The sequence below is a fragment of the bacterium genome (genome assembly GCA_021158245.1).
In the GTDB taxonomy this organism is placed as follows: Bacteria; Zhuqueibacterota; QNDG01; order QNDG01; family QNDG01; genus QNDG01.
Map to the genome: position 1 here is coordinate 1 of JAGGVB010000208.1, position 22151 is coordinate 22151.

Sequence of the window (22151 nt, forward strand, 5' to 3'; positions counted from 1 at the left end):
GTTTTTTTCATAAGTAAATCTATTCTGTTCTGCAGAAGTGCTGAAAGTATCCCTCTGTCCCTGACCAGCCTGCCTGAGAGAAGTTTTATCTTGTTATTTATTTTTTCTTCCCTGATAGTCAGTTGATGAGATTTACGCAGCAGTTTTTCGAGCTGGCTGTGTTCTTTTCTCCCTGGCTCTCTGCTTGTCAGTGATTTTATTTTTATAGACAGCAGGTCCGCACTGTCAGAGAGAATATTTTTTACACCTGAAAGAGAATCTATTTGTGTGCTTATGGATTTGATTTTAATACGTTCGGTATTTAAATCAACTGCCTGAGCTCTGCATAAGTTGTTAAAAAACAGAGTAATCAGTATCAGATATATTTTTAATAAGGATTTTTTCATACACGGCCTTAATTTAAGGGTATTTTATATTTTTCCATTTTGTAATAAAGAGTGCTTTCTTTGATTCTAAGAAGTTTTGCAGCTTTTGCTTTTACTCCTCTGCACTGTTTCAGCGCTCTTTTTATCATATCTTTTTCAACTCCGGATATGGTTTCTTCAAGATTAAATCCGTAATCCATGTCAGAGGTGTCTTTAACTTTCGATGAAATAAAGGAGAGGTCATCAGCAGTAATCCGGTTGTGTTCACAAAGTACAAGAGCTCTTTCAATGATATTCTGCAGCTCCCTCACATTTCCCGGCCAGTTGTAATTTACAAGAAGGCCGACTGCATCTTCTGTGATTGTAATGCCAGGGTTACCAGTCTCTTTCCCGATTTTATCAATAAAATGGCCGGCCAAAACAGGGATGTCTTCTTTTCTTTCTCTTAAGGGAGGCAGATGAATTGGAAGTATGTAGAGGCGGTAATAAAGATCTTCTCTGAATTTGCCTTTCCTTATCTGTTCTTTGAGGTCAAGATTTGTCGCAGCAATTATTCGAACGTCAACACTAATAGTATTTTCACCGCCGACACGTTCAAACTCTTTTTCCTGCAGAACTCGTAAAAGTTTAACCTGAGTTTCAGCAGGAAGATCGCCGATTTCATCGAGAAAAAGAGTTCCATGGTCAGCAAGTTCAAAACGCCCCTTTTTCATTCTGATTGCGCCGGTGAATGCACCTTTTTCGTGGCCGAATAGTTCACTTTCAAGAACTCCCTGAGCAAGGGCTCCGCAGTTTACTTTGATAAACGGCTGTTCCTTTCTCAAACTGTTGAAATGTATAGCTCTTGCCGCAAGTTCTTTGCCTGTACCGCTCTCGCCGAGTATCAAGACAGATGTGTTGTTTTTAGCAACTTTTTCAATGGTTTTATATACTTTTTTCATCTCTCTTGATTCCCCGATGATTTCCCCGTAGTTAAATCTGATATCAGCTTCCTGCCTTAAATATCTGTTTTCATCTTTAAGCTTGTCTGCCTCAATTCTCTGTCTAATAACCTTTAAAGTGCGGTTTACTTTTACGGAAAGTTCTTCTGCTGAAAATGGTTTTGTTATAAAATCCCACGCACCTTGCTGCATTGCTTTTACAGCGACATCAATTGTACCGAAAGCAGTGATAATTATTACTTCAGTATCAGGAAGGCTGGTTTTTACAGCATTTAACAGTTCCAGGCCGTTCATTCCGGGCATTCTGTAATCAGCAATAATGAGATTGGGTTTGATGTTTCCCGCCATTTTTAAAGCAGTATCGCCGTCAGATGCCTGCTGAACAGAAAAACCTTCATCTTTAAGAATCTGTGCCATGCCGCTGCGCATTGATTCATTATCGTCTGCTATCAGAATTGAAGTTTTATTCTTGTCTTCTACTGTCAATATATAACCCTTCTCTATGATTTTTTGAATCTCTTAAAAGAAACCTCAAATTTTGTGCCAGATTTCTCAGCCGTCACAATTCTTATGTCGGCTCCGTTTGCCTCAGCAAGAGATTTAACTATGGAAAGCCCGAGTCCTGTCCCGTTATCTTTAGTGGAGAAAAAGGGAGAAAATATACGGTCTTTAATTTCTGTCGGGATTCCCGGGCCTGTATCTTCAATTGTGCAGGCTATACGGTTTTTCGTCTCAATTCCCGTAATTTTTATTTTTCCCTTTTCAGGAGCTGCATCAATTGCATTGCGAATAATATTTAGAAGTATCTGATGAAGATGATTTTTATCTGCAGCAACAGCGAAGGTTTTCTTAACAGATGTTTGTACGGAAATTGATTTCTCTGCTGCGTCATTTTTTGTAAGTTTGATAATTTCATCAATTTCCTCTTTGAGGCTGCATCTGCAGACAGCCGGAGTGTGGGGTTTGGCGTAATTGAGAAAATCATTAACGATTTTATTTAAGTGCAAAAGTTCTTTTGATATTGTTTCACAGTACTCCCGCTCTTTTACAGTACTTGCCTGTTTGGCAAGAAGGCCGGTGAAAAGCTCAATACCTCCGAGAGGATTGCGAATTTCGTGTGCAATCCCTCCGACAAGGGCTTTAAGCTCATCCTGTCTGTGAATAATGCTCTGCCTCATTATTTCCATTGTATCTGCGAGTTTCCCTATTTCTGTGGCTGAGTGAACATCAACACGATTGTGATACTCTCCTCTTCCTATCTGTTCTGATATCCGTACAAGTTTTTTTATCTGGCGTGTAAAAATAGAGGCAGTAATAATTCCAAGTACAGCAGCAGCGATTACGCCGAATATTCCAATCATGAGAAGTTTTTTATCAAGCCTGTTTATTTCATTCAGAAACAGAGCATCACCTTCAACTCCTATACCGCCTGCCACACTCCCCTTTACAAAAATGGGGGCAAAGCCTGTCATCCGAGGCTGGCCTGAAGAAGTTGTGAAAAGAATTGAGTGACACTGTCTGCCTTTGAATACTTTATCAAGTTCAGCAGGGTAAAATTTTAATGAAAATAGTTCGGCTCCTGCCTGCATCGTTGTATCAGTATCAATTATACTTCTTCCGTGTTTAGAAAAGAGGAATATCCTACCGGCATTTACTGAATTTGCAAGATGCGAAAGCCTGCTTTGGAAATATTCAGTAACCCTTTTACCTGGGTTCTGCATTAAAAAATTAATTTCATCTTCACTGAAAATCACACTTACGGATGATGCAACTGCTGTAAGTTTCTGCCCGAGCTGGTGCTCCATAGATGAACGGACAGACCAGTGCAAGACATATCCGCTTGCGAGAAGCAGTATAATGGACAGGGTTGTAAACAGAATTACAAGTATGTTCTGGATTTTGGAAAAGAATTTTAACATATAATCTGTTTTACTCCTCTTTTACTGTAAGCAGCACTGCTCCTCCTGCAATAAAAAACAGAATCAAAGAGAGAATGCCAGTTCTGCCCGAGCCGGTAATCTGGCTGATTAAACCAAAGAGAGCAGGCCCGGCAATACCTGCAAATTTCCCGCTGATGTGGTAGAATGTGAAAAATTCAGAAGATTTCTTCAGTGGAATCATTGAAGCGAACATGGATCTGCTTAAGGCCTGAGCACCTCCCTGTACAATACCTACTCCTGATGCGAGAATCCAGAAGTGCAGTGCTGTATGCATGTAGAATGCTCCTATGCATATCCCTGCATAGACTGCAAGGGTGATAAGTATGGAACGTCTGGTTCCGATTTTATCAGCTATTTTCCCGAAGATCAGTGTAAATGGAATGCCGATTACCTGAGTTGCAAGCAGAGCTCCCACCATGTCGAGAGTACTAATTCCTATTTCATCTCCGTACGCAGTAGCCATCTTTATAATAGTTCCTATGCCGTCATTGTAAATCCAGAAGGCAATTAAAAATCTGAAAATCTGGCGGTACTGTTTTATTTCGGTAAATGTCCGTTTAAGCCTTGAACCTGCAATCTTCAGAATATTTGTTTGTAAAATTACAGGATTTTGCAGAGCAGGTTCAGGAACGTTTCTGAACAGCGGTATAGAAAAGAGTGCCCACCATACTGCAACACTTACAAATGAGAGCCTCATTGCAAGAAGTGGAACAGTCAGGTTTCCGTTTCCGATTGTCTGTTGAGGCATTTTTGCAATCATTATCACATTGATGAGGAGAAGAATGCCTCCTCCGAGATATCCTGCAGCGTATCCCTTTGTTGAAATACGGTTTATCCGGCCTTTGGGTGCAATGTGGGGAAGAAGGGAGTCGTAAAAAATTTCACTGCCTGTAAATCCGACACTTCCGAAAATGAATAGTATGGCTATAAACATCCAGTCACCCGAACCTGTTGTACCGAGAAGGAATGTTGCCGAAACTCCGACAAACAGAAATAATCCGAGAAAATGTTTTTTTCTGGGAAGAAAGTCCGCTACAGGCCCTAAAATCAGTGAAAGAACAGCTACAACAATCATTGCTGCTGCACTTGTGTATCCCCACATTGCAGTTGCAAGCCCGCTATGTTCTGCTGTAACTGAAAACAGCCCTATCTTTTTAAAAAATATCGGAAGTACGGCAGCCATTATTGTTGTAGCAAATGCAGAGTTCGCCCAGTCGTATAAACACCAGGAGTTGATTATTTTTTTATTTGATTCAGTCATCAGCTATTCTGAAATTTATTGTTCTAAGGCTTGATATGATAATGTAATATTTGTGCGTTTAATTGCAAAGTATTTATTTTGTATTTTGTCTTCTCTGAATTTCTATCTGAGTATTAATCTCTATGTTCTAAAATGTCTGATTTATCCAGGGTGTTTCAAACTGAAGTATGATTCCAAATGGCTTGTTTGGGGTTTTTATAAGGATATTTTAATTGAATTTTTGATATTACCCGCATTATTCTGTTAATAGGTACAAAAATGTTTTCGCAATTCACGGTAAATTTTTTAAAAAATACCAAAGAATTAGGTTGAAAAATAGAAAAAAATTTATTATATTCTCATTCAATTTTGTCCGATTAATTTAAGGGCTAAAAATATAGTAAGATTTATGAGTTTTTTTAGTTCTTTTCATGATGAAAAAGGTTTTTTGTGTCTATAGATTATACACAGTCATATACTATTTATAAAGGTAGTGTTGGGTGTGTTCTTATCCATGGTTTTACAGGAACTCCATGGACATATTCAGACTTAACACCTGAGCTTGTTAATAACAATATAAGTGTCGCAGTACCTCTTCTTCCGGGCCATGGATCAAAACCGGAAGATCTTCAAAATATCAGGTGGGAGGATTGGTATGAGAGTGCTTTTAATGCATTCGAATCTTTAAAAAATAGATGTGATCGGATTTTTATTATTGGTCATTCTGTCGGAGGTGCAATAGCTTTGTTAATCGCAGCACGGAATGATGTAAACGGTGTGGTTTCAATGTCAACACCAATAAAATTCGATTCACCTGCTGTGAAATTATTACCCTTGCTGAAACCATTTGTCCATTGTATAAAGAAACCCCTGTCGAATTTCTCAAGAATCAGGGAAGCAGGATATGATTGTTACCCTACAGGAGGGATTTTGGAATGTATCAAGCTTTTTAAAATACTTGGCAAAGAGCTTGGTAAGGTAATATGCCCTGCGCTTTTCATTCATGCAAATCATGACAAACGGGTAAGTTCAGAAAACCTTAAGGTGTTAATGGAAAAAATTAGTTCTTCTGAAAAATATTGTCTTGTTTTTGAGAATTCATTTCATATGATTACAAAAAGCCCGGATAAAGAGATAATATCAAAACGAATTATTGAATTTATTTCCAGGAATTGAAATATTTGAGTTGTGTTGAAGGGAAGATTGTTTTTATCGAAACATTGCTTTAATACTGCCCCAGGTATGCTTAATACCGGAGCTGACAGAAACGTTTTCAATTGCCGGATATTCGTGGAGGGTGCCGTTTTTATCTATACCTGATAATTTATATGAAAACGAACCGGTTGATGATTTAAAAACAGTGTTGTCAATATATTTGTAATCGCGGCGGGTAAAAGAATTGCCCTGCTTTGATTTAAGTTCATTGATTTTATTCCAGGTTGTCCCGTCTGTACTGCGGAAAATATTAAAATGGTCAAGGTCAACCTCTTTAGCTGTAGACCATTCAAGAACAACCGTATTGTTCTTGCTGAGGCGTGCGTGGAAGTCAATAATTTCAACTTCAGCAATAAGTGCCGAGGCAGAAAGTATAAGTAAAGCCGAAAGGAAAATAGTAATTTTTTGATTGCTGTTGATCATATACTTAAAATATAAGGCTATTTTTAAAAAAGTCAAGTTTATTTATGGAACAAAAATAAAATTATTGTGTACAAGTAATTGAGAAATAAAGAAGGAGTTGGTGAATAAATATGACCAGAAAACATAAATCTCGTGCAAATCAATCTCTTGACAGATACCTTCAGGAGATTGGCGAAGTCGCGCTTCTTACACCTGACCAAGAGATTGAACTGGCAAAGAGAATTAAAAATAATGATCAGAGAGCACTTGAAAAATTAACCCAGGCAAACCTGCGTTTTGTAGTAAGTGTTGCAAAACAATATCAAAATCAGGGGTTATCCCTTGGTGATCTGATTAATGAAGGCAACCTTGGCCTTATTAAAGCTGCAAAAAGATTTGATGAAACGAGAGGTTTTAAATTTATATCATATGCAGTGTGGTGGATCCGCCAGTCAATTCTTCAGGCCCTTGCAGAGCAGTCACGAGTTGTAAGGCTGCCTCTTAACAGGGTCGGAGCGTTAAACAAGATCGGAAAAGCGTTCAGTAATCTTGAACAGGAGTTCGAGAGAGAGCCGAATGCAAACGAGATTGCAGATGAACTTGAGATGACGCCTTATGAAGTTTCTGATACTCTGAAAATTTCAGGCAAACATCTGTCCCTTGATGCGCCGTTTAATCAGGGAGATGATAACCGGCTTCTTGACGTAATTGAGGATGATCATCAGCCGCCTCCTGATGACATGCTTATTGATGAATCTCTTAAGATAGAAGTCAAGCGTGCTCTTAAGACATTATCAGACAGAGAAGCAGAGGTTATAAGATTGTATTTTGGCCTTGAAAGAGAACACCCGTTGACTCTTGAAGAGATAGGAGAACAATTTAACTTAACCCGTGAAAGAGTCAGGCAAATTAAAGAAAAAGCCATCAGGAGGCTCAGGCATACATCAAGAAGCCGTATGTTGAGGAGCTATTTAGGTTAAATAAATCAATCAAATTGTTTTATAATAAGATGTTTTTATCGTCAAATGTGGGGTTTTCTGTATTTTTTGTGCTTTGAAGTATTAATATGGAAAATTATTCTTGACATTAAAGGGAATTTTTTCTATAATTTATGGTAATAATTTCCCGCCATGTCAATAAAGTGAAGAATTCTATAAACTCTAGGGAGAGGGGATGCTCGGAGAAAGAGTTCGGTTTATGTATTTAACGAGGGATGGATCGGATATTAAACAGATCAGTCTCAGTTGGAGAAAATTTGTTTTATTTGTTTTTTTGTTTGCATTAATTGTTGGTGGTATTACAGCAGCAACACTTAGTTTGGCAACCCGTTTATACCAGAATTACCGTATTTCCTATTTGGAGAATGACAGAGAACAGCTCCAGACGGAATTGTTGAAGGTAAAAGAAAAGGTTCTGGTTTTAAGAAACCAAATTGTAGGTATTGAAAAACAGGGTGATGAGCTTCGAAATGTAGCAAACCTTAAACCCATTGATAATGATGTGCGTCAGGTTGGTGTCGGTTATACTGCATATAGTGAAGCTTTGAGTATGAACTACAGTGTGGATCAGATTCACAGAACTGCTGCTGAAGTAAAGTTTGATCTGGAGAAACTGGAACGTACTGTACGGCTTGAAAAAAGCAGTATGTCTGAAATTGCTGCAAGGCTTAGAGATTTAAGTAACCGAAGGAATCATCTCCCTTCCATCGAGCCTATTCTTGGCGGCCCAATTATCAGCCCCTTCGGCTGGCGGATTGATCCCTTTACCCAGAGAAATGCATTCCATGAAGGTATTGATATTGCAATGCCCAAGGGAACAAAGATTCTTGCTACTGCAGATGGTATTGTTTCTTATGTAAGATCAACTTTCTCTCCTCATAAGGGTTATGGAATGTATGTAATTATTGATCATGGGTTCGGTTATAAGACCAGATATGCCCATTGTTCAAAGATATTGGTTAAACCAGGCCAAAAAGTAAAGAGGTGGCAGGTTATTGCAGAAGTAGGCAAAACAGGGAGAGCAGAGGGGTACCACCTGCATTATGAAGTTATGGTTAATGACAAAAAAGTAGATCCGGAAGATTTTATTTTGGGTTGATCTTTAATTATAGATTCAGTAAAAAACCACTAAGTTATTTCTTAGTGGTTTTTTTGTAACAAATTTTGGAAATAATCGTAAACTTATTGTAAGTAAAAACAAAATGTACCGGTCTGTTACGGAGAAAATAGTGGGAAAAATCAGAGCACTTGTTACAGCATTTTTATTTTTGAGTATCTTGTTGTCAGGATGCAGGAAAAGCGGAAGTCCTGACCTGATTAAATTGAATAACGGGTTTACTACTATTACTCAGGTCATACCCGGAAGAAAAATAGCTACTGTTCTTCTTGCTGTAAGGGCCGGATCAATATATGAGAACGAGAATATTAACGGAATTTCTCTGCTTATCAGTAAAATTTTATTCAGAGAAAGTGAAAAGTATAAAAATATAAAAAAAGAAATAGATGCTTTTGGCGGAAGATACTATTCCACAACGAGGCAGGATTTTACTATCTATTCTATAACATTACAGAGTGATTATGTTGATGAGGCTCTAACAATATTCAGAGACGCATTAATCAATCCTGTAATTACAGATTCAATAGTCACTGTATGTAAAAAAGAGATGCTTTCAGAACTTGAAAGTGATGAAAAGAACCCAAGGTTTGTTTTAATGAGGGAGTTTTTGAATAAAGCTTTTACAGTACATCCTTACAAGTTGTATCCAAAAGGTACACAATTCAGCATTAATAAACTGTCTTATGCGGATGTAAGAAACTATTTTACTTCACTCTACACTCCTTCCAATATGACACTTGTGATTGTAGGAGATTTTCACCTTAAATCAATTCTTCAAAAGTGCCGGAATAATTTTGAAAATTTTGAGCGAAAGCCTGTGATGCAATTTTCCTATGATCAGGAGCCGGTGCAGAGAAAGCCGAGAGAAGCAGTTATTAGAAGTAAAGCGGCACAGGGAGCTGCTGTTGTGTCTGTGGGGTGGCATTCTCCCGGCATAAGAAGCAGAGATACTTATGCAATGGATATTCTGCTGCAGACTCTCGGTGTGGGAATAAGTTCCAGATTAAACTGCCAGCTCACAGAGGAAATGCCGGATGTTTTCTGGACCTGGGGATCGTATGTTACGTCTAGAGAACCCGGGTGTTTTGTTCTTAATGCTGTCTGTTCCATATCTGTAGCACAAAAGGTAAAAACAAAAATTTTAAAAGAAGTTGAAGTTGTAAGAAGAGATTCAATCACTCCGAGGGAGCTTGAAAAAGCTAAAATGTATTTTATTGCAGAGGCTGCTTATGATCTTGAGAGCACTCTGGATTCTGCATATTCACTTGCCTTCTGGTCGATAAATAAGGACTTTAATTTTGCAGAAACGTATTTACCGAATATTAAAAAGGTAACAATAGAAGATGTAAAAAGAGTTGCACAAAAGTATCTAAAACCTGATTCGTATACATCAGTTGTCCTGTACCCTGAAAAGTAGCAGAAAAAAGAGGACTTTAATGAAGAGATTTTATGTCAAGATATTTACAATAATTTTTTTAGCACTGCTATCAATATCCTGCGGGAAAAATGAAAAGATTGAACGTATTAAATTAAAAAACGGGATGAGAGTTGTTTTCCAGCATGATACTTCTCCTGTTACTTCAGCTGTTTTCTTAATAGGCGCAGGGAGTTCAATAGGGATTAATGAAGCTGCTGATGTCATGAATAAACTGATTTTTGAGGGAAGTTCAATCAGAACCCGTCAGCAGATATTCCAGGAAGTAGAAACTCTCGGAGGGCATATAAGATTCTGGACAGATGATGCTACTTCCATAATTCAGGTCAGATCTCCATCAGAGAATTTTACAAGGTGTTTCTCAATTGTATGTGAAACAATATCTCATCCTCTTTTTAATAAGGAGCATATCAGCAGAGTCCTCAAAGAGAGGCTGAATGCGGGAAATAAGGGTAGTGATGTAAAGCGGCAGATAAAAAATGATGTAAGAGGACTTCTTTTTAAAAATTCGCCGCTTGCAGATTCGGCAGAGTTTTCGGATAAATTGATAACTCATGATTATTTAAATAAATATTATAATAAATATTATTCTCCATCTAATATTGTTGTGGCTGTAAGCGGTGATATTGACGGCAACGGCCTTTTAAAAATGCTTTCTTCCTGCTGGAAGTCCAATAATAAAGAAGAGAGAAATCTATTCGGGAAAATCAATACAGGGGTAATATCTGCAAAAAGGAAGATAGTCAGACGAATCTCTTCAGGCACTGCAAGAGTTGTATTTGCATTCAGGGCACCGGGGATTCTGGAGAAAGGCTATTTTGCCGTGCGCTTGTTAAACCGGATCACTGCAGAAGATTTCAACAGTATTATAAATGATGCTTTAGAAGAGCAAGGTATTAAATTTTCATATCTGCACTCGTATTATTTCAGAGATTATGGCTTCGGCTACTTTGTTGTGGAAGTTGAAACTAAAGTGCGTAATCTTGATAAAGTTGAAAATGTTATAACAGAACAGATAAATAAAATAAAAACTGACGGAATATCAGATAGCTATTTTATCATTGGGAAACGCAAAGTTATTTCCCGGATTGTGTACAGGGGACAGTACTCCAATTTTAAGGCTAATGTACTGGCATACCTTGCTTTCACAGGGAGTCAGGATTTATCATTTTCTTCATATTGCGATAAATTTAAAAAATTAGATACTGCTCAGGTAAACAGTGTTGCGAAGAGCCTTTTTAAAGAGCCGGTAATTATAAAATATATCCATAAATGAAAAAAGAATGCATAATTGTCAGCGCCTGTCTTGTGGGTATTACATGCCGTTATGACGGAGATACAAGAACAGATAAAAGAGTAACTGCACTGAGTGAAAAGTTTACTCTTATACCTGTATGCCCTGAACAATTGGGTGGTATGGAGACACCAAGGCCTGCTTCAATTATTGAGTGCGGTGATGGTTTTGATGTTATTCAGGGCAGAGCAAAAGTAGTATCTGAACTCGGCAAAGATGTAACTGAAAATTTTATAAAAGGTGCGGAGGAAGCTCTTAAGGCAGCAAAGATGTCTGATGCTGTGAGAATTATACTGAAAGAGAGAAGCCCCTCGTGCGGAGTACACCAGATTTACAGAGGTACAGAGGTTACAGAGGGATGCGGTGTTACGTGTGCGCTGTTAAAAAGAGAGGGATTTAAAGTAGAATCCAATGAGGATTTGTAGTTGTAAGTTCCTGGGGGGCTGTGTCAAAAGTCCTAACCCTGTCATTGCGATTCCGGCTTGCCGGAAGAAGCAATCTCTTCAATTCGTGTTCAATTCCTGAGATTGCTATGTCGCTTCGCTCCTCGTAATGACTTCAAATCGACTTTTGATACAGCCCACTGATAATTAAACTCAGCTCATAATTTTAAAAGTAAGTTCTGATCTTAAGATTTGATTTTAATATAGTATTTTACAAAAATAAGCAGATAGTTATTTGAATTTGTAAATTCTGCATGAATTTCAATCATAAATTGTATTCAGCTGCTTTTCGAGACGGGCTATTGCCCTTCTGAATCCCTTTTTTCCATGTGAAACCGCTGCAATAATGAATTCCTCATCAAAGGCAGTTATGTAGTGGAATATCAGTTGTTTTTTGTTGCTGTCTCTAAGAAGTATTTCTTTTACAGGCAGTTCTTTGCCGAGAAGCATTGCACCGTTTATTAATGTAAAGGCAAATTCCAGAAGAGTCTCCTCAGTGTAGGAGGAGCCCGATCTGTAACTTGCAATTAAAAAACCATCAGAAGAGAACAGATAAATGGATTCCCACCGTTCTTCATCACAATAATTTTTCATTATTTGCTCAATTCGGTTCTGAATATCCTGTGCTCTGTTTTCTGTTGCTTCCCGGGGGATCATGCGTGTACCTTTTCTTCTTCTTTCAGTTCCTGATGTACTTTTGAGACAACCTGTTTTATAATTTCTTTAAGTGTAGAAAAAACTCCGAATCCTTTTACTGCAATGCTTTCAAAATAGGGAACATTGTAAAAATTAAGCTTCGAATTCATAAGTTCGACAGGAGCTGTTGAAGGCAGATCTCTTTTGTTGTACTGAATTACCCATGGAAAGGTCTCAAGGGTTTTGTTATAGGCAAGAAGGTTTTTTTCAAGATCAATAAGGGTGTCAAGATTTGCCTGCATCATCTCTTTCTGCGAATCTGCAACATAGACAATTCCGTCAACTCCGTTAAGGCAGATTCTTCTTGTAAGGTCGTAATTTACCTGTCCCGGTACCGTGTAGAGATTGAATTTCGGTTTTTTTCCGTTAATCCGGCCGACTTCAAGCTGAATAAAATCAAAAAAGATTGTTCGGTCTTCACGTGTTTTCAGCATCATAAGATCGCTTTTAAGCGCAGGGTCAATACGCTGGTGTATGTAGTGAAGATTGGCAGTTTTACCGCTAAGCCCGGGGCCATAGTAGACAATTTTAAGATGCAGTTCGTTTAATGCCCAGTTAATAAACATGTTTTATCCTTATAGTTATCAAATTACAAATAATATTTGTTTTAAAATTCTCCGAATGCCCTGTCTAACTCTTTACTTAAAAGAGCCTGAAAATGTTCGCCAAGGTCTGCCTGCTCTTTTCTTGCAGGCTGTTCCGATTTAATAACAATGTCCTTCAGATTCCCTGCAGTTTTTTTTGCAAACAGCCGTACAAGGCCGAGAGCTGTTCCTTTTGGAAATACAACAACAAGAAAGTAGTCCCTGCTGACAGCAGATGTAAGAATGCTCTGTTTTGACCCTTCGTGTAAAACCATCAGAAAGTTACTCTCTTCCGAAATAAGTTTTGCCATCTCATTGGCGGCTGAATATGTACTTGCACTAAGTACTGAAATTGACAGAGTATCAGCTTTCCATATTGGTGTTGTGTGATGCGCTATAATTTGCCCTGCACTGTTGACAAGTATTACAGCTGAGATGTTAAGTTTCTCAGCAAAACGTGAAAGATGTTCTGAAATCTTTAAAAATGATTTTTCAGACAAATGGTTTGTTTTTTCATGTTTTATCAAATCCACAATTTTTGTCCTCGTTTATTGTCCAAGGCTTAGCCTGTAACTGAGCTGCCAGGGAAGTCCGGCATCTTTCATTTTTTCCTGAACAGATTCAACAGGGTAAGAGAGCCGCTTTAAAGAAAAAGTTTCTGTTTCAGTGTCAAGGATACCGTATGCTGCTCTCGGGTCACTATCCCTCGGCTGTCCTACACTCCCCACATTTATAATGTATTTTTTATTTTGATTAATTGCAATAGTTTCAGGGTCGTTTATTTTTATTATTCCTTTTTCATCATTTACAAATACTCCGGGCCTGTGAGAATGGCCTACAAAGCAGATCCTGGTGTCAAATGATATAAATGCATCTTCTGCATCAGGAGTAATGACAATATAGTTCCATTTTTTCCCCTGATCGGGGCTGCCGTGAACAGCTGTTATCCCATGCTCCTGAATTTCAACTCTTTCCTTAAGAGATGCCAGAATTTTAATTGAACTGTCAGAGAGATTTTTTTTTGTCCACTCCAGAGCTTCAACTGCAAGAGAGTTAAAGCCCGAATAATCCAGTTCTCCTGTAATGGCGGCATCGTGGTTGCCGAGTATGATATCGGAACAGGCCTCATACACTTTTTTTGTACACAGGTCAGGTTCCGGCCCGTATCCCACAAGATCACCAAGGCAGATTGTAGTGTCTGCCATTTCGTACTCTAAAGCTTTTAACACAACTTCAAGAGCGTCAAAATTGCCATGTATGTCAGAAATTATTCCTATTCTCATAGTACCTTCTTTAAAAAATAGATTTCAGTACTGGTAATTGCAAAAACCAAGCCAGTTGATTATTGATGATTCAAATGAAAAGCTGTAAAAAAATATATTACTATAATTCAAGTATAAACAATACGTTGGGTTGTAATTTATTAAAGAGGTTTATATGTAAGAGAATTAAATATTTCATTTTGAATAGATTTATGTTGTTTTTGAAAGGTATTATAACATATCCATTGGATCAACGTTTACTGCAATATGAACGTTATAATAATTGCGGCTTGAATAATATTTTTTTAAAGCGCTGCGTACTACAGAGTGCAGCTTGCTGCCTCCGTTATCAATTATCCTTGAAGATTTTACTATTATCTGGTACCGGTAAAGGTTTTTAATTCTTGATAAAGGAGAGGGAGCCGGGCCGAGTACAGCAATGGTTCTGTTGTTTCCGAGGGCTTTTCTAAAATATTCAGCTGCTTTTTCAGCTGGTTCTTTTTTTGAGCTTTTAAAGTGTATTGCAATTATTTTTCCCCAGGGAGGATAGCTCAGCTCTTTCCTGTTTTGATTTTCCCATGTAAAAAAATCTTTGTAATTATGAGTAAGAACAAAAGATAAAACAGGGTGGCCGGGCGACATTGTCTGGATAACAACTTCCCCCTGCATTTTTCTTCTGCCCGCCCTTCCTGCAGCCTGAGTCAAAAGCTGGAATGTTTTTTCTCCGGCCCTGAAATCAGGGAAAAAGAGGCCTGTATCAGCAGAAATGATACCGACAAGGCTGACTCCTGAAAAGTCGTGCCCTTTTGCAACCATTTGAGTCCCGAGCAGAATATCGCCTTTGTGTTCTGAAAAAGCTCTTATGATTTTTGTGTGTGCGCCTTTGGCTCTTGTTGTATCAAAATCCATTCTAAGTATTCTGGCGTCGGGAAAAATCCGCTGAAGTTCTTCTTCAACCTGTTCTGTTCCTGGTCCGCCTCTGTATGACATGGAAGGGTTCTGGCATTTCGGGCAGACATCAGGAGCTCTGTGTCTGTACCCGCAGTAATGACACTCAATAGTTTTTGTGCTTCTGTGAAAAGTAAGGGTTATATCACAATTTTTACATTCTTCAATATATCCGCATTTACTGCACATTAAGAATGGTGCATATCCCCTCCTGTTCTGAAGCAGAATTACCTGCTCTTTTTTTTTAAGGCGGTTTTCTATCTTTTCTCTCAAAACAGGGGAGATGATGCGGTTTTCTTTTTCCCATGTAAATTTTTTTTGATCAACAAGGGTTACGGAAGGCAGGGGTGTTTTGTCAATTCGTTCGGTTATTGATATAATCTCATATTTTTTATTAATTGTGTTGAAGTATGATTCAAAACTCGGTGTGGCAGAGCCGAGAACTACAACAGCTTTATTCAGCTTTCCTCTCATTACTGCAACATCACGGCCGTGGTAGCGGGGAGACGGGTCGTTCTGTTTAAAAGAGGGGTCGTGTTCTTCATCAACTATTATAAGGCCGAGATTTTCAAGAGGTGCAAAGACTGCAGATCTTGGCCCGATTCCTATTGTTAATTCTCCCTTTTTAATTCTCCGCCATGAGTCGTACCGTTCACCGGAAGCCATTCTGCTGTGCATTACTGCAATTTTATCCCCGAAGAATGATCTGTATCTCATAACAGCCTGAGGAGTAAGAGATATTTCAGGTATCAGCACGAGTGCGGTCTTACCCATGCTGAGAGTGTGCTTTATACTTTCAATGTAAACCTGTGTTTTTCCGCTTCCTGTTATACCATGCACCAGGAATGTTTTAAATTCCTGTTTATCAATGGATTTTGTTATTACTTCCACAGCATTTTTCTGTTCACTCGTTAAAACTATTTCATTAGCAGGGGGTGGAGGCAGTTCATCGAGACTCTCTCTGTACACTTCGATATCTTGAATTTCAATAAGATTTTTATCTCTTAATCTGTTTAAAACTGACATGGGCTTATTTATTTCGTGTCGCCAGATGCTTTTTTTCTTCATTAATATTTTAATCACTTCCGCCTGTACAGGAGATTTTTTAATCAGCTTTTCCATCTCTTCTTTGGGAAGGGTATTTATAATAGATATCTTCTTTTTTGTTTTAACTGAGATTCCGTTTTTTTCAAATGAATACTTAAAGCATATAAGCCCGGTTTTTTCCATGCTGTTTAAAGCCAGGCGAACCGGCTGGGGGGCGTATTTTTTTATCAAATGATTAACAGGGATGCTTTTTTTATTTTTAACTAAATCAAAAAGAGTATGCTGCAGATTTGTAAGATTGTCAGGTTCCTCAGTGCTTAAAATTTCAACGTTCAATTTGCTTTTTGCAGTCAGGCCCGGCGGAAGTGCACTTTTGATTGTTTCACCCCATCCTGCCATATAATAGTCTGATATCCATCTTGTAAGATTGAGAAGTTCTTCTGTAAGCAGAGGCCACGGATCTGCAATTTCGATAATTTCTTTTAAATTTTCAACGGAAGTTTTATCTGAAAATGCGGTCACAAATCCTGTAGATGTTCTCTTTCCAAAAGGCACTACTACTCTGTGTCCGTATTCAATATCATTCCTGATATCAGCAGGAATAATATAAGTGAATATCTGATGAGGAGGCCCGGGAACAACAATATCAGCAAAAAGTTTTTTATTGTTTTCAGCCATGTAAAAATATACAAATATAGCTTCTATTTGCAAACTAAACTTTTTGGTTTTTTTTAATCCTCTGTGGATACAGGGAACTTAAAACAGAATTGAGCGTCAAAATAGTATTGTCGGAAATTGTACAAACACAGCCGGCACTATTTTTCACTTGTAAATAAATACAAATTACTATACATTAAATGTGAATTAAAATAAGGGGATATTCTTGAAGATTTACTTGTTAATTAAAAATTTAATACGGGGAATTTTTATCTTAAGTATTTTTTCCCTCACAGGCTGTGCTGCAACAAATAACCTTAAAGTTGAACAAAAAAATGCTGTAGTGCATAAACAGCCGAATCCCATGTCTTTAAACAGGTTTGTTGACGGCGTTATTTACGATTTACAGGAGAATTATCCTGCAGCACTGCTTTCATACCAGGAGGCCCTGCTTTATGACTCTGCATCCGCAGAGATTTGCCTTGCAGTGGGCCGTGAATATTATAGAATGGGTAAGCTTGAGAGTGCAATGCAGTTTTTTAAGCGTACGTTAAGATTAGATAAGAACAGCGCTGAAGCACAGGAACTGATTGGTGATATCTATATGGGGCAGGGTAAGTGGAAACCTGCTGAAAAAATTTATCAGGCAATGATAGAGAAAGACCCTGGCAATATCACGATATATTACGACATTGCTCAGGTATATCTGAGGCAGGGAAAAGGGGGCATGGCTGAGAGCGTGCTGGAGAAAATTATCAAACAAGACCCTAATGCAGATACTCAGGTTTACATCAGCTTGGGGGAACTCTATTTGAAATCAGGCAAGTTGGATGAAGCAGAGAAAATATTTGAGCTTATTATCAAAACCGATGAAACCAATGGATTCGGATATTACGGAGTAGGCCTTGCAAAGGAAGCAAAAAAAGATACAGCCGAAGCTATATCTTATTATAAAAGGGCTTTGGAATTAAACCCCAAGCTTGTTTTTGCACGGGAAAGACTGGGCAATCTATATACAAAGACAGGAGATTGGGAAAAGGCAATTGACAGCTATAAGCAGGATATTGCCATGGACAGTACAAATGTTACTGCAATGCTTCAAATAAGTGAAATTTTACGTAAAAAGGGAGATGTTGAAAAAGCTTTAATGAATCTTGAAAGGATTCAAAAAATATTTCCTGATGATTTCAGAGCATTTCTTGATGCAGGAAGAATTCATCTTGATGACGGAGAGTTCCCTGAAGCATACAAAGCATTCAGCCGTGTTACGGAACTTGATCCTGAAAATTTTTTTGGATGGCTTTTCGGAGGAATATCTCTTTTCCATCAGGACAGCCTCTCACAGGCAAAATATTTTTTAGAAAGAGCTTTGCAGAAAGAACAAAAAAGCCCGTTGGGCTGCTACTATCTTGGATCTCTCTATTCCCTGCAGGGTAAGAACCAAAAAGCGGTTTCTTATCTTAAGCTGGCTGTTGAAGCCAGGCCAGACTGGACTGCTGCCTTGAACGCTCTTGCAAGTGCATTTGAAAGCATCGGTAATTATGCCGAATCCGACAGCCTTTTTAAAAAAATTCTTTTGGCTGAGCCTGATAATGCTGTTGCACTTAACAACTATGCTTACAGTCTGTCTCAACGCGGGAAAGATCTTGAAAAAGCTCTCGCAATGGTAGAAAAATCTCTGCAGAAAGAACCGGAAAACGGCGCTTATTTAGATACTGCAGGATGGATTTATTTTCAATTAGGTAAATACTATACAGCAAAAGATTACATTGAAAAGGCATGGTCTGTGCGCTCAAAAAGTGCTGAAGTTGCAGAACATCTCGGAGATACTTATTCCAAACTCGGCATGAATGATAAGGCCGAAAAAGCGTGGAATAATGCCCTGAAACTTGATCCGGAAAATGATTCTGTTAAAAAGAAGCTTGGCCTGATCGGCGGGGATAAGTAGTATGGCGCGCAGCAGACGTTCTTTTCTTTACTTTTCACTTTTTTTTGCAGTATTGATTTTTACACGTTGTACATCTCTGTTTATGTCCCGCAGGCCTTCTGAGATTGCCAGTATAAAAGTACTGCTTAACAGGGTATATGCCAATGCTGCAAAATTAAAAACCTTTCAGGGAAGGGGAAGTGTTATAGCCTCTGCAAAGGGAATTGGCATGCGAGGCACTATCAGAGTAACTGCCAGAATGCCGGATGTGCTGTGGATGAAGATTGAAGGCCCTCTCGGGATTGATATTGCAACTGCATTTTTCAACAGGGAGTCTGTTGTTGTCTATACTCCTTTGGAAAATAAGGTATGGAGGGGTTCTTTCAGCAAGGCTTTGCACCTGGGTTACATACCCAATGCAGTAGATTCAACCAATTTTGTTCTTAGTATGGTAGGCCTTCCGGTACCATCTGATTCTTTGATAAGCAGAATAGATTCTGTATCTATTGACAAAGGGAAATATCTTATTGATTTTAACAGGAAAGACAGGATATGGATAGATGGCAGGGGGATTGTTACACGTTGGGAAAGGCATTCCGGAGACGGGACTGTTGAATGGGTTTGGGAAGGAAGCAGATTTACAAAGAAGAGCGGTATGTTTATACCCGGCCTTGTAAAAATTACATCTTATCATCCTAAACAGCAGTTAACTATACTTTACGAAAGCATTAAGGCAAACAAATCAGTAAAAAAGGATTTTGGGCGTATTAATATTCCACAAGGAGTGAAAACTATTGAACGCTGAAAAAAGAAATATAAAGGCAGTTTCTGTCGTTGTACCGGTTCTTAATGAAGCAGAATCTTTAAAAGAGCTTTATCAGCAGATAGTGGAAGTCTGTGAAAAAGAGGCTCTTTCCTTTGAAGTAATTTTTATTGATGACGGGTCAAATGACAGCACTTTTGCAGTGCTTGAGCAGCTCTTTCAGAGAGATCCCAGAATCAAAGTAATTCAGTTCCGCAAGAATTCCGGAAAGTCCGATGCTCTTTCAGCAGGTTTTGAAATTGCTTCAGGAACTTATGTTGTAACCATGGACGGAGACCTTCAGGATGATCCTGCTGAAATTCCTGCTTTGATAAAAAAGCTTGAAATGGGATGGGATATGGTTTCAGGGTGGAAGGCGAAACGCCGTGACCCTCTGTCAAAGCGAATTCCGTCAAAAGTCTGGAATTTGGGAACATCTTTTCTTACCGGGCTTAAGCTTCACGATTATAACTGCGGCCTGAAGATATACAAATCTGAAGTAGTGAAAAGTTTGAAAATTTACGGTGAATTATACCGTTATATTCCGGCGCTTGCAAACTGGCAGGGATTTCGCGTGGGTGAAATGGCTGTTAATCACAGACCGAGAAAGTACGGGAAATCCAAATTCGGTGCGTCGCGGTTTTTAAAAGGTTTTCTTGATCTTATAACTGTAATGTTTCTCGGTAAGTATACAAAAAGGCCTCTGCATCTGTTCGGTTCTGTTGGCTTCCTTTTTTCAATAGCTGGCAGCGCTATTACAATTTATCTTATTGTAATTAGGATAATGAGGAAAACATTTTTAAGCAACAGGCCGCTTTTGTATCTGGGAATTCTGTTTCTTATCATAGGCGTGCAGTTTATTTCCATCGGCCTTCTCGGAGAGATGATAGCTCGTTCCCAGCCCGAAAAAAACAGATATTCAATAAGAAAATCTCTGGGAGTTTAAAATTGCGTATTGTAATTGTAGGAACTGCGTATCCTATGCGAGGTGGGATAGCACACTATGTTGCGCTTCTATACAAGCATCTCAAAGAAAGAGGGCACGATGTATTTGTTATATCTTTCAAACGCCAGTATCCTTCAATTTTATTTCCGGGCAAGACTCAGTCTGATGAAAGTAAAGAACTTATACATTTGAAGTCTTCTCCTGTGCTTGATACTATCAACCCGATTACATGGATAAAAGCTTTCTTCCTGATTAAAAAATTACGGCCTGACCTTGTAGTATTTAAGTACTGGATGCCTTTTTTTGCTCCATGTTATGCAGCAGTAGCGTTTCTGTCTTCTAAATTGCTAAATATAAGAACTGTTTATGTTTGTGATAATATAATACCTCACGAAAAGAAACCCGGGGACAGGTTTCTCTCTTCTTTAGGATTAAAATTTATAGATTACTTTATTGTTCAGTCCGATTCTGTGCAGAGAGACCTTTTATCTTTAAAACCCGATGCTGAATATGAGCTTGTGCCTCACCCTGTTTATGAAATATTTCCACCTGCATTACCGATGGCTGAGGCAAGAAATAGGCTTGGTATTGAGGAAGATCGTGTTATCCTGTATTTTGGCCTGATAAGAGCGTACAAGGGAGTAAAATACCTTGTACAGGCAATGGATGAAATTGCGAACAAGACAGGTGCAAGGCTTCTTTTATGCGGTGAATTTTACGAGGGCAGAGATGAAATAATGGATTTGATAGAGAAATCTCAGGCAAAAGATAAGATCACTCTGTATGATTGGTTTATTCCAAATGAAGAAGTCCCTTTCTATTTCAGCTCTGCTGATCTTGTTGTTCTGCCCTATGTTTCTGCAACTCAAAGCGGAATAGTGCAGATCGCTTATAACTACAATAAACCTGTTGTTGTGACCAGAGTCGGCGGACTTCCGGAAATAGTCCCCCACGGCCGGACAGGATATGTTGTGGACCCGGAAAACCCATCTGCAATAGCAGAGGCGGTTAAATTATATTTTGATGCTAAGGATAATCACGATTTTGAAGCTGCTGTTAAAGATGTTAAAAAGAGATTTTCCTGGGACAGAATGGTGGAAGCTGTGGAGAGAGTTATAAAGTAGAAAGTTTGTAAAGTTATAAAGTAGAAGGCTTGTAAAGTTGTAAGTAAGAGTTATGGGGCTATAAATGTGAAAATAGAACGATTTGAGGATATTATTGCCTGGCAAAAAGCAAAAGAGTTAACAGTAAATGTTTATTATATGTTTGATACAAGCAAGGATTATGGTTTTAAAAACCAGATTCAACGGGCTTCTGTCTCAATAATGAATAATATTGCTGAAGGTTTTGAGAGAAAAAGTAATGCTGAATTTAAACAATTTTTGTATATCGCTAAAGGTTCCTGTGGTGAGGTTCGATCAATGTTGATTCTTGCCGCAGAACTTTTTAATATTGAAACTGATAATCTTATTTCACTGGCAGAAGAGGTTTCCATGATTTTGTCTGGCTTTATTAAAACTTTATAAACCTTATAACTTTATGAACCTTATAACTTTATGAACTTGATAACTTTTAACTTGATAACTTTTAACTTGATAACTTTATACTAACAAAAGGGTACTTATGGTTGAGTATGATCCAATAAAAGAGCGTCTAAGCGGAATTGTTAAAAATAGTATTCTCCTCAGAAAAATGATGTTTGCAGTGCTTAATCTTCTTTTTTTGCGTACCTGGTATGTGAGAAGGGCTGTAAAGAGACTGCATAATGAAAGAAAGTCCGGTCTTAATATCCTGGATGCAGGTTCAGGTTTCGGACAATATTCCTATTATCTTGCCAAAAAATTTAAAAATGCAAGGGTAACAGGTGTTGAAATCAAGCAGGAGCATGTAGA

22 protein-coding genes are annotated in these 22151 nt (G+C 38.3%); 12 read left to right on the forward strand and 10 right to left on the reverse strand.

The window, feature by feature from the left end:
* From J7K93_12745 to J7K93_12760, 4 genes are all read right to left on the reverse strand, one after another.
* Nucleotides 1-386, reverse strand: a 386-nt coding sequence (locus tag J7K93_12745; GenBank protein ID MCD6117877.1) for a hypothetical protein, incomplete at its 3' end; no start/stop codon positions are given.
* 8 nt (nucleotides 387-394) lie between these two features.
* Nucleotides 395-1735 carry a sigma-54-dependent Fis family transcriptional regulator gene (locus J7K93_12750; protein ID MCD6117878.1) on the reverse strand — a complete coding sequence of 447 codons (1341 nt, stop codon included), beginning with the start codon at nucleotides 1733-1735 and terminating at the stop codon, nucleotides 395-397.
* Between the two features lie 71 nt (nucleotides 1736-1806).
* Nucleotides 1807-3225: a HAMP domain-containing histidine kinase gene (locus J7K93_12755; protein ID MCD6117879.1), complete on the reverse strand. Its 1419-nt coding sequence runs from the start codon at nucleotides 3223-3225 to the stop codon at nucleotides 1807-1809.
* Nucleotides 3226-3235: 10 nt separating this feature from the next.
* Complete coding sequence (locus J7K93_12760) at nucleotides 3236-4507, reverse strand: MFS transporter (GenBank protein ID MCD6117880.1); 1272 nt, start codon at nucleotides 4505-4507, stop codon at nucleotides 3236-3238.
* A 429-nt stretch (nucleotides 4508-4936) separates the two neighbouring features.
* Between J7K93_12760 and J7K93_12765 the strand changes: the two genes are divergently transcribed.
* On the forward strand, nucleotides 4937-5662 hold the full coding sequence (locus J7K93_12765) for an alpha/beta fold hydrolase (GenBank protein MCD6117881.1): 726 nt from the start codon (nucleotides 4937-4939) through the stop codon (nucleotides 5660-5662).
* Between the two features lie 33 nt (nucleotides 5663-5695).
* On the opposite strand, the gene J7K93_12770 is transcribed toward J7K93_12765, so the two are convergent.
* Nucleotides 5696-6124, reverse strand: coding sequence for a hypothetical protein (locus tag J7K93_12770; GenBank protein MCD6117882.1), 429 nt, complete (start codon nucleotides 6122-6124; stop codon nucleotides 5696-5698).
* Between the two features lie 110 nt (nucleotides 6125-6234).
* On the opposite strand from J7K93_12770, the gene J7K93_12775 reads away from it, so the two are divergent.
* The 5 genes from J7K93_12775 (at nucleotide 6235) to J7K93_12795 (ending at nucleotide 11372) form a co-directional block, all read left to right on the forward strand.
* Nucleotides 6235-7083 carry an RNA polymerase sigma factor RpoD/SigA gene (locus J7K93_12775; GenBank protein ID MCD6117883.1) on the forward strand — a complete coding sequence of 283 codons (849 nt, stop codon included), beginning with the start codon at nucleotides 6235-6237 and terminating at the stop codon, nucleotides 7081-7083.
* A 193-nt stretch (nucleotides 7084-7276) separates the two neighbouring features.
* Nucleotides 7277-8200: a M23 family metallopeptidase gene (locus J7K93_12780; protein ID MCD6117884.1), complete on the forward strand. Its 924-nt coding sequence runs from the start codon at nucleotides 7277-7279 to the stop codon at nucleotides 8198-8200.
* A 130-nt stretch (nucleotides 8201-8330) separates the two neighbouring features.
* Nucleotides 8331-9635 carry an insulinase family protein gene (locus J7K93_12785; GenBank protein ID MCD6117885.1) on the forward strand — a complete coding sequence of 435 codons (1305 nt, stop codon included), beginning with the start codon at nucleotides 8331-8333 and terminating at the stop codon, nucleotides 9633-9635.
* 19 nt (nucleotides 9636-9654) lie between these two features.
* Nucleotides 9655-10929, forward strand: coding sequence for an insulinase family protein (locus J7K93_12790; protein ID MCD6117886.1), 1275 nt, complete (start codon nucleotides 9655-9657; stop codon nucleotides 10927-10929).
* Nucleotides 10926-11372, forward strand: a complete 447-nt coding sequence (locus J7K93_12795; protein MCD6117887.1) for a DUF523 domain-containing protein — start codon at nucleotides 10926-10928, stop codon at nucleotides 11370-11372. Before J7K93_12790 ends, J7K93_12795 begins: the two co-directional genes overlap by 4 nt.
* A gap of 279 nt (nucleotides 11373-11651) precedes the next feature.
* On the opposite strand, the gene J7K93_12800 is transcribed toward J7K93_12795, so the two are convergent.
* The 5 genes from J7K93_12800 to priA all read right to left on the reverse strand — a co-directional run bounded on the left by J7K93_12800 (nucleotide 11652) and on the right by priA (nucleotide 16605).
* Nucleotides 11652-12047 carry a hypothetical protein gene (locus J7K93_12800; GenBank protein MCD6117888.1) on the reverse strand — a complete coding sequence of 132 codons (396 nt, stop codon included), beginning with the start codon at nucleotides 12045-12047 and terminating at the stop codon, nucleotides 11652-11654.
* A complete protein-coding gene (locus J7K93_12805; GenBank protein MCD6117889.1) occupies nucleotides 12044-12652 on the reverse strand; it encodes a GTPase domain-containing protein in 609 nt (202 codons plus the stop codon). The genes J7K93_12800 and J7K93_12805 overlap by 4 nt, the downstream gene beginning before the upstream one ends.
* Before the next feature lie 41 nt (nucleotides 12653-12693).
* A complete protein-coding gene (locus J7K93_12810) occupies nucleotides 12694-13203 on the reverse strand; it encodes a roadblock/LC7 domain-containing protein (GenBank protein MCD6117890.1) in 510 nt (169 codons plus the stop codon).
* Nucleotides 13204-13218: 15 nt separating this feature from the next.
* Nucleotides 13219-13953, reverse strand: a complete 735-nt coding sequence (locus tag J7K93_12815) for a metallophosphoesterase family protein (protein MCD6117891.1) — start codon at nucleotides 13951-13953, stop codon at nucleotides 13219-13221.
* A gap of 210 nt (nucleotides 13954-14163) precedes the next feature.
* Nucleotides 14164-16605 carry a primosomal protein N' gene (priA, locus tag J7K93_12820; GenBank protein ID MCD6117892.1) on the reverse strand — a complete coding sequence of 814 codons (2442 nt, stop codon included), beginning with the start codon at nucleotides 16603-16605 and terminating at the stop codon, nucleotides 14164-14166.
* A 205-nt stretch (nucleotides 16606-16810) separates the two neighbouring features.
* Between priA and J7K93_12825 the strand changes: the two genes are divergently transcribed.
* From J7K93_12825 to J7K93_12850, 6 genes are all read left to right on the forward strand, one after another.
* Nucleotides 16811-18532: a tetratricopeptide repeat protein gene (locus J7K93_12825; GenBank protein MCD6117893.1), complete on the forward strand. Its 1722-nt coding sequence runs from the start codon at nucleotides 16811-16813 to the stop codon at nucleotides 18530-18532.
* A gap of 1 nt (nucleotide 18533) precedes the next feature.
* Nucleotides 18534-19316, forward strand: a complete 783-nt coding sequence (locus J7K93_12830; protein MCD6117894.1) for a DUF4292 domain-containing protein — start codon at nucleotides 18534-18536, stop codon at nucleotides 19314-19316.
* Nucleotides 19306-20259, forward strand: a complete 954-nt coding sequence (locus J7K93_12835; protein MCD6117895.1) for a glycosyltransferase family 2 protein — start codon at nucleotides 19306-19308, stop codon at nucleotides 20257-20259. The genes J7K93_12830 and J7K93_12835 overlap by 11 nt, the downstream gene beginning before the upstream one ends.
* A 2-nt stretch (nucleotides 20260-20261) precedes the next feature.
* Nucleotides 20262-21383: a glycosyltransferase gene (locus J7K93_12840; GenBank protein ID MCD6117896.1), complete on the forward strand. Its 1122-nt coding sequence runs from the start codon at nucleotides 20262-20264 to the stop codon at nucleotides 21381-21383.
* Between the two features lie 66 nt (nucleotides 21384-21449).
* A complete protein-coding gene (locus J7K93_12845; protein MCD6117897.1) occupies nucleotides 21450-21785 on the forward strand; it encodes a four helix bundle protein in 336 nt (111 codons plus the stop codon).
* Between the two features lie 97 nt (nucleotides 21786-21882).
* The coding region (locus J7K93_12850; GenBank protein MCD6117898.1) for a class I SAM-dependent methyltransferase at nucleotides 21883-22151 on the forward strand (269 nt) is incomplete at its 3' end.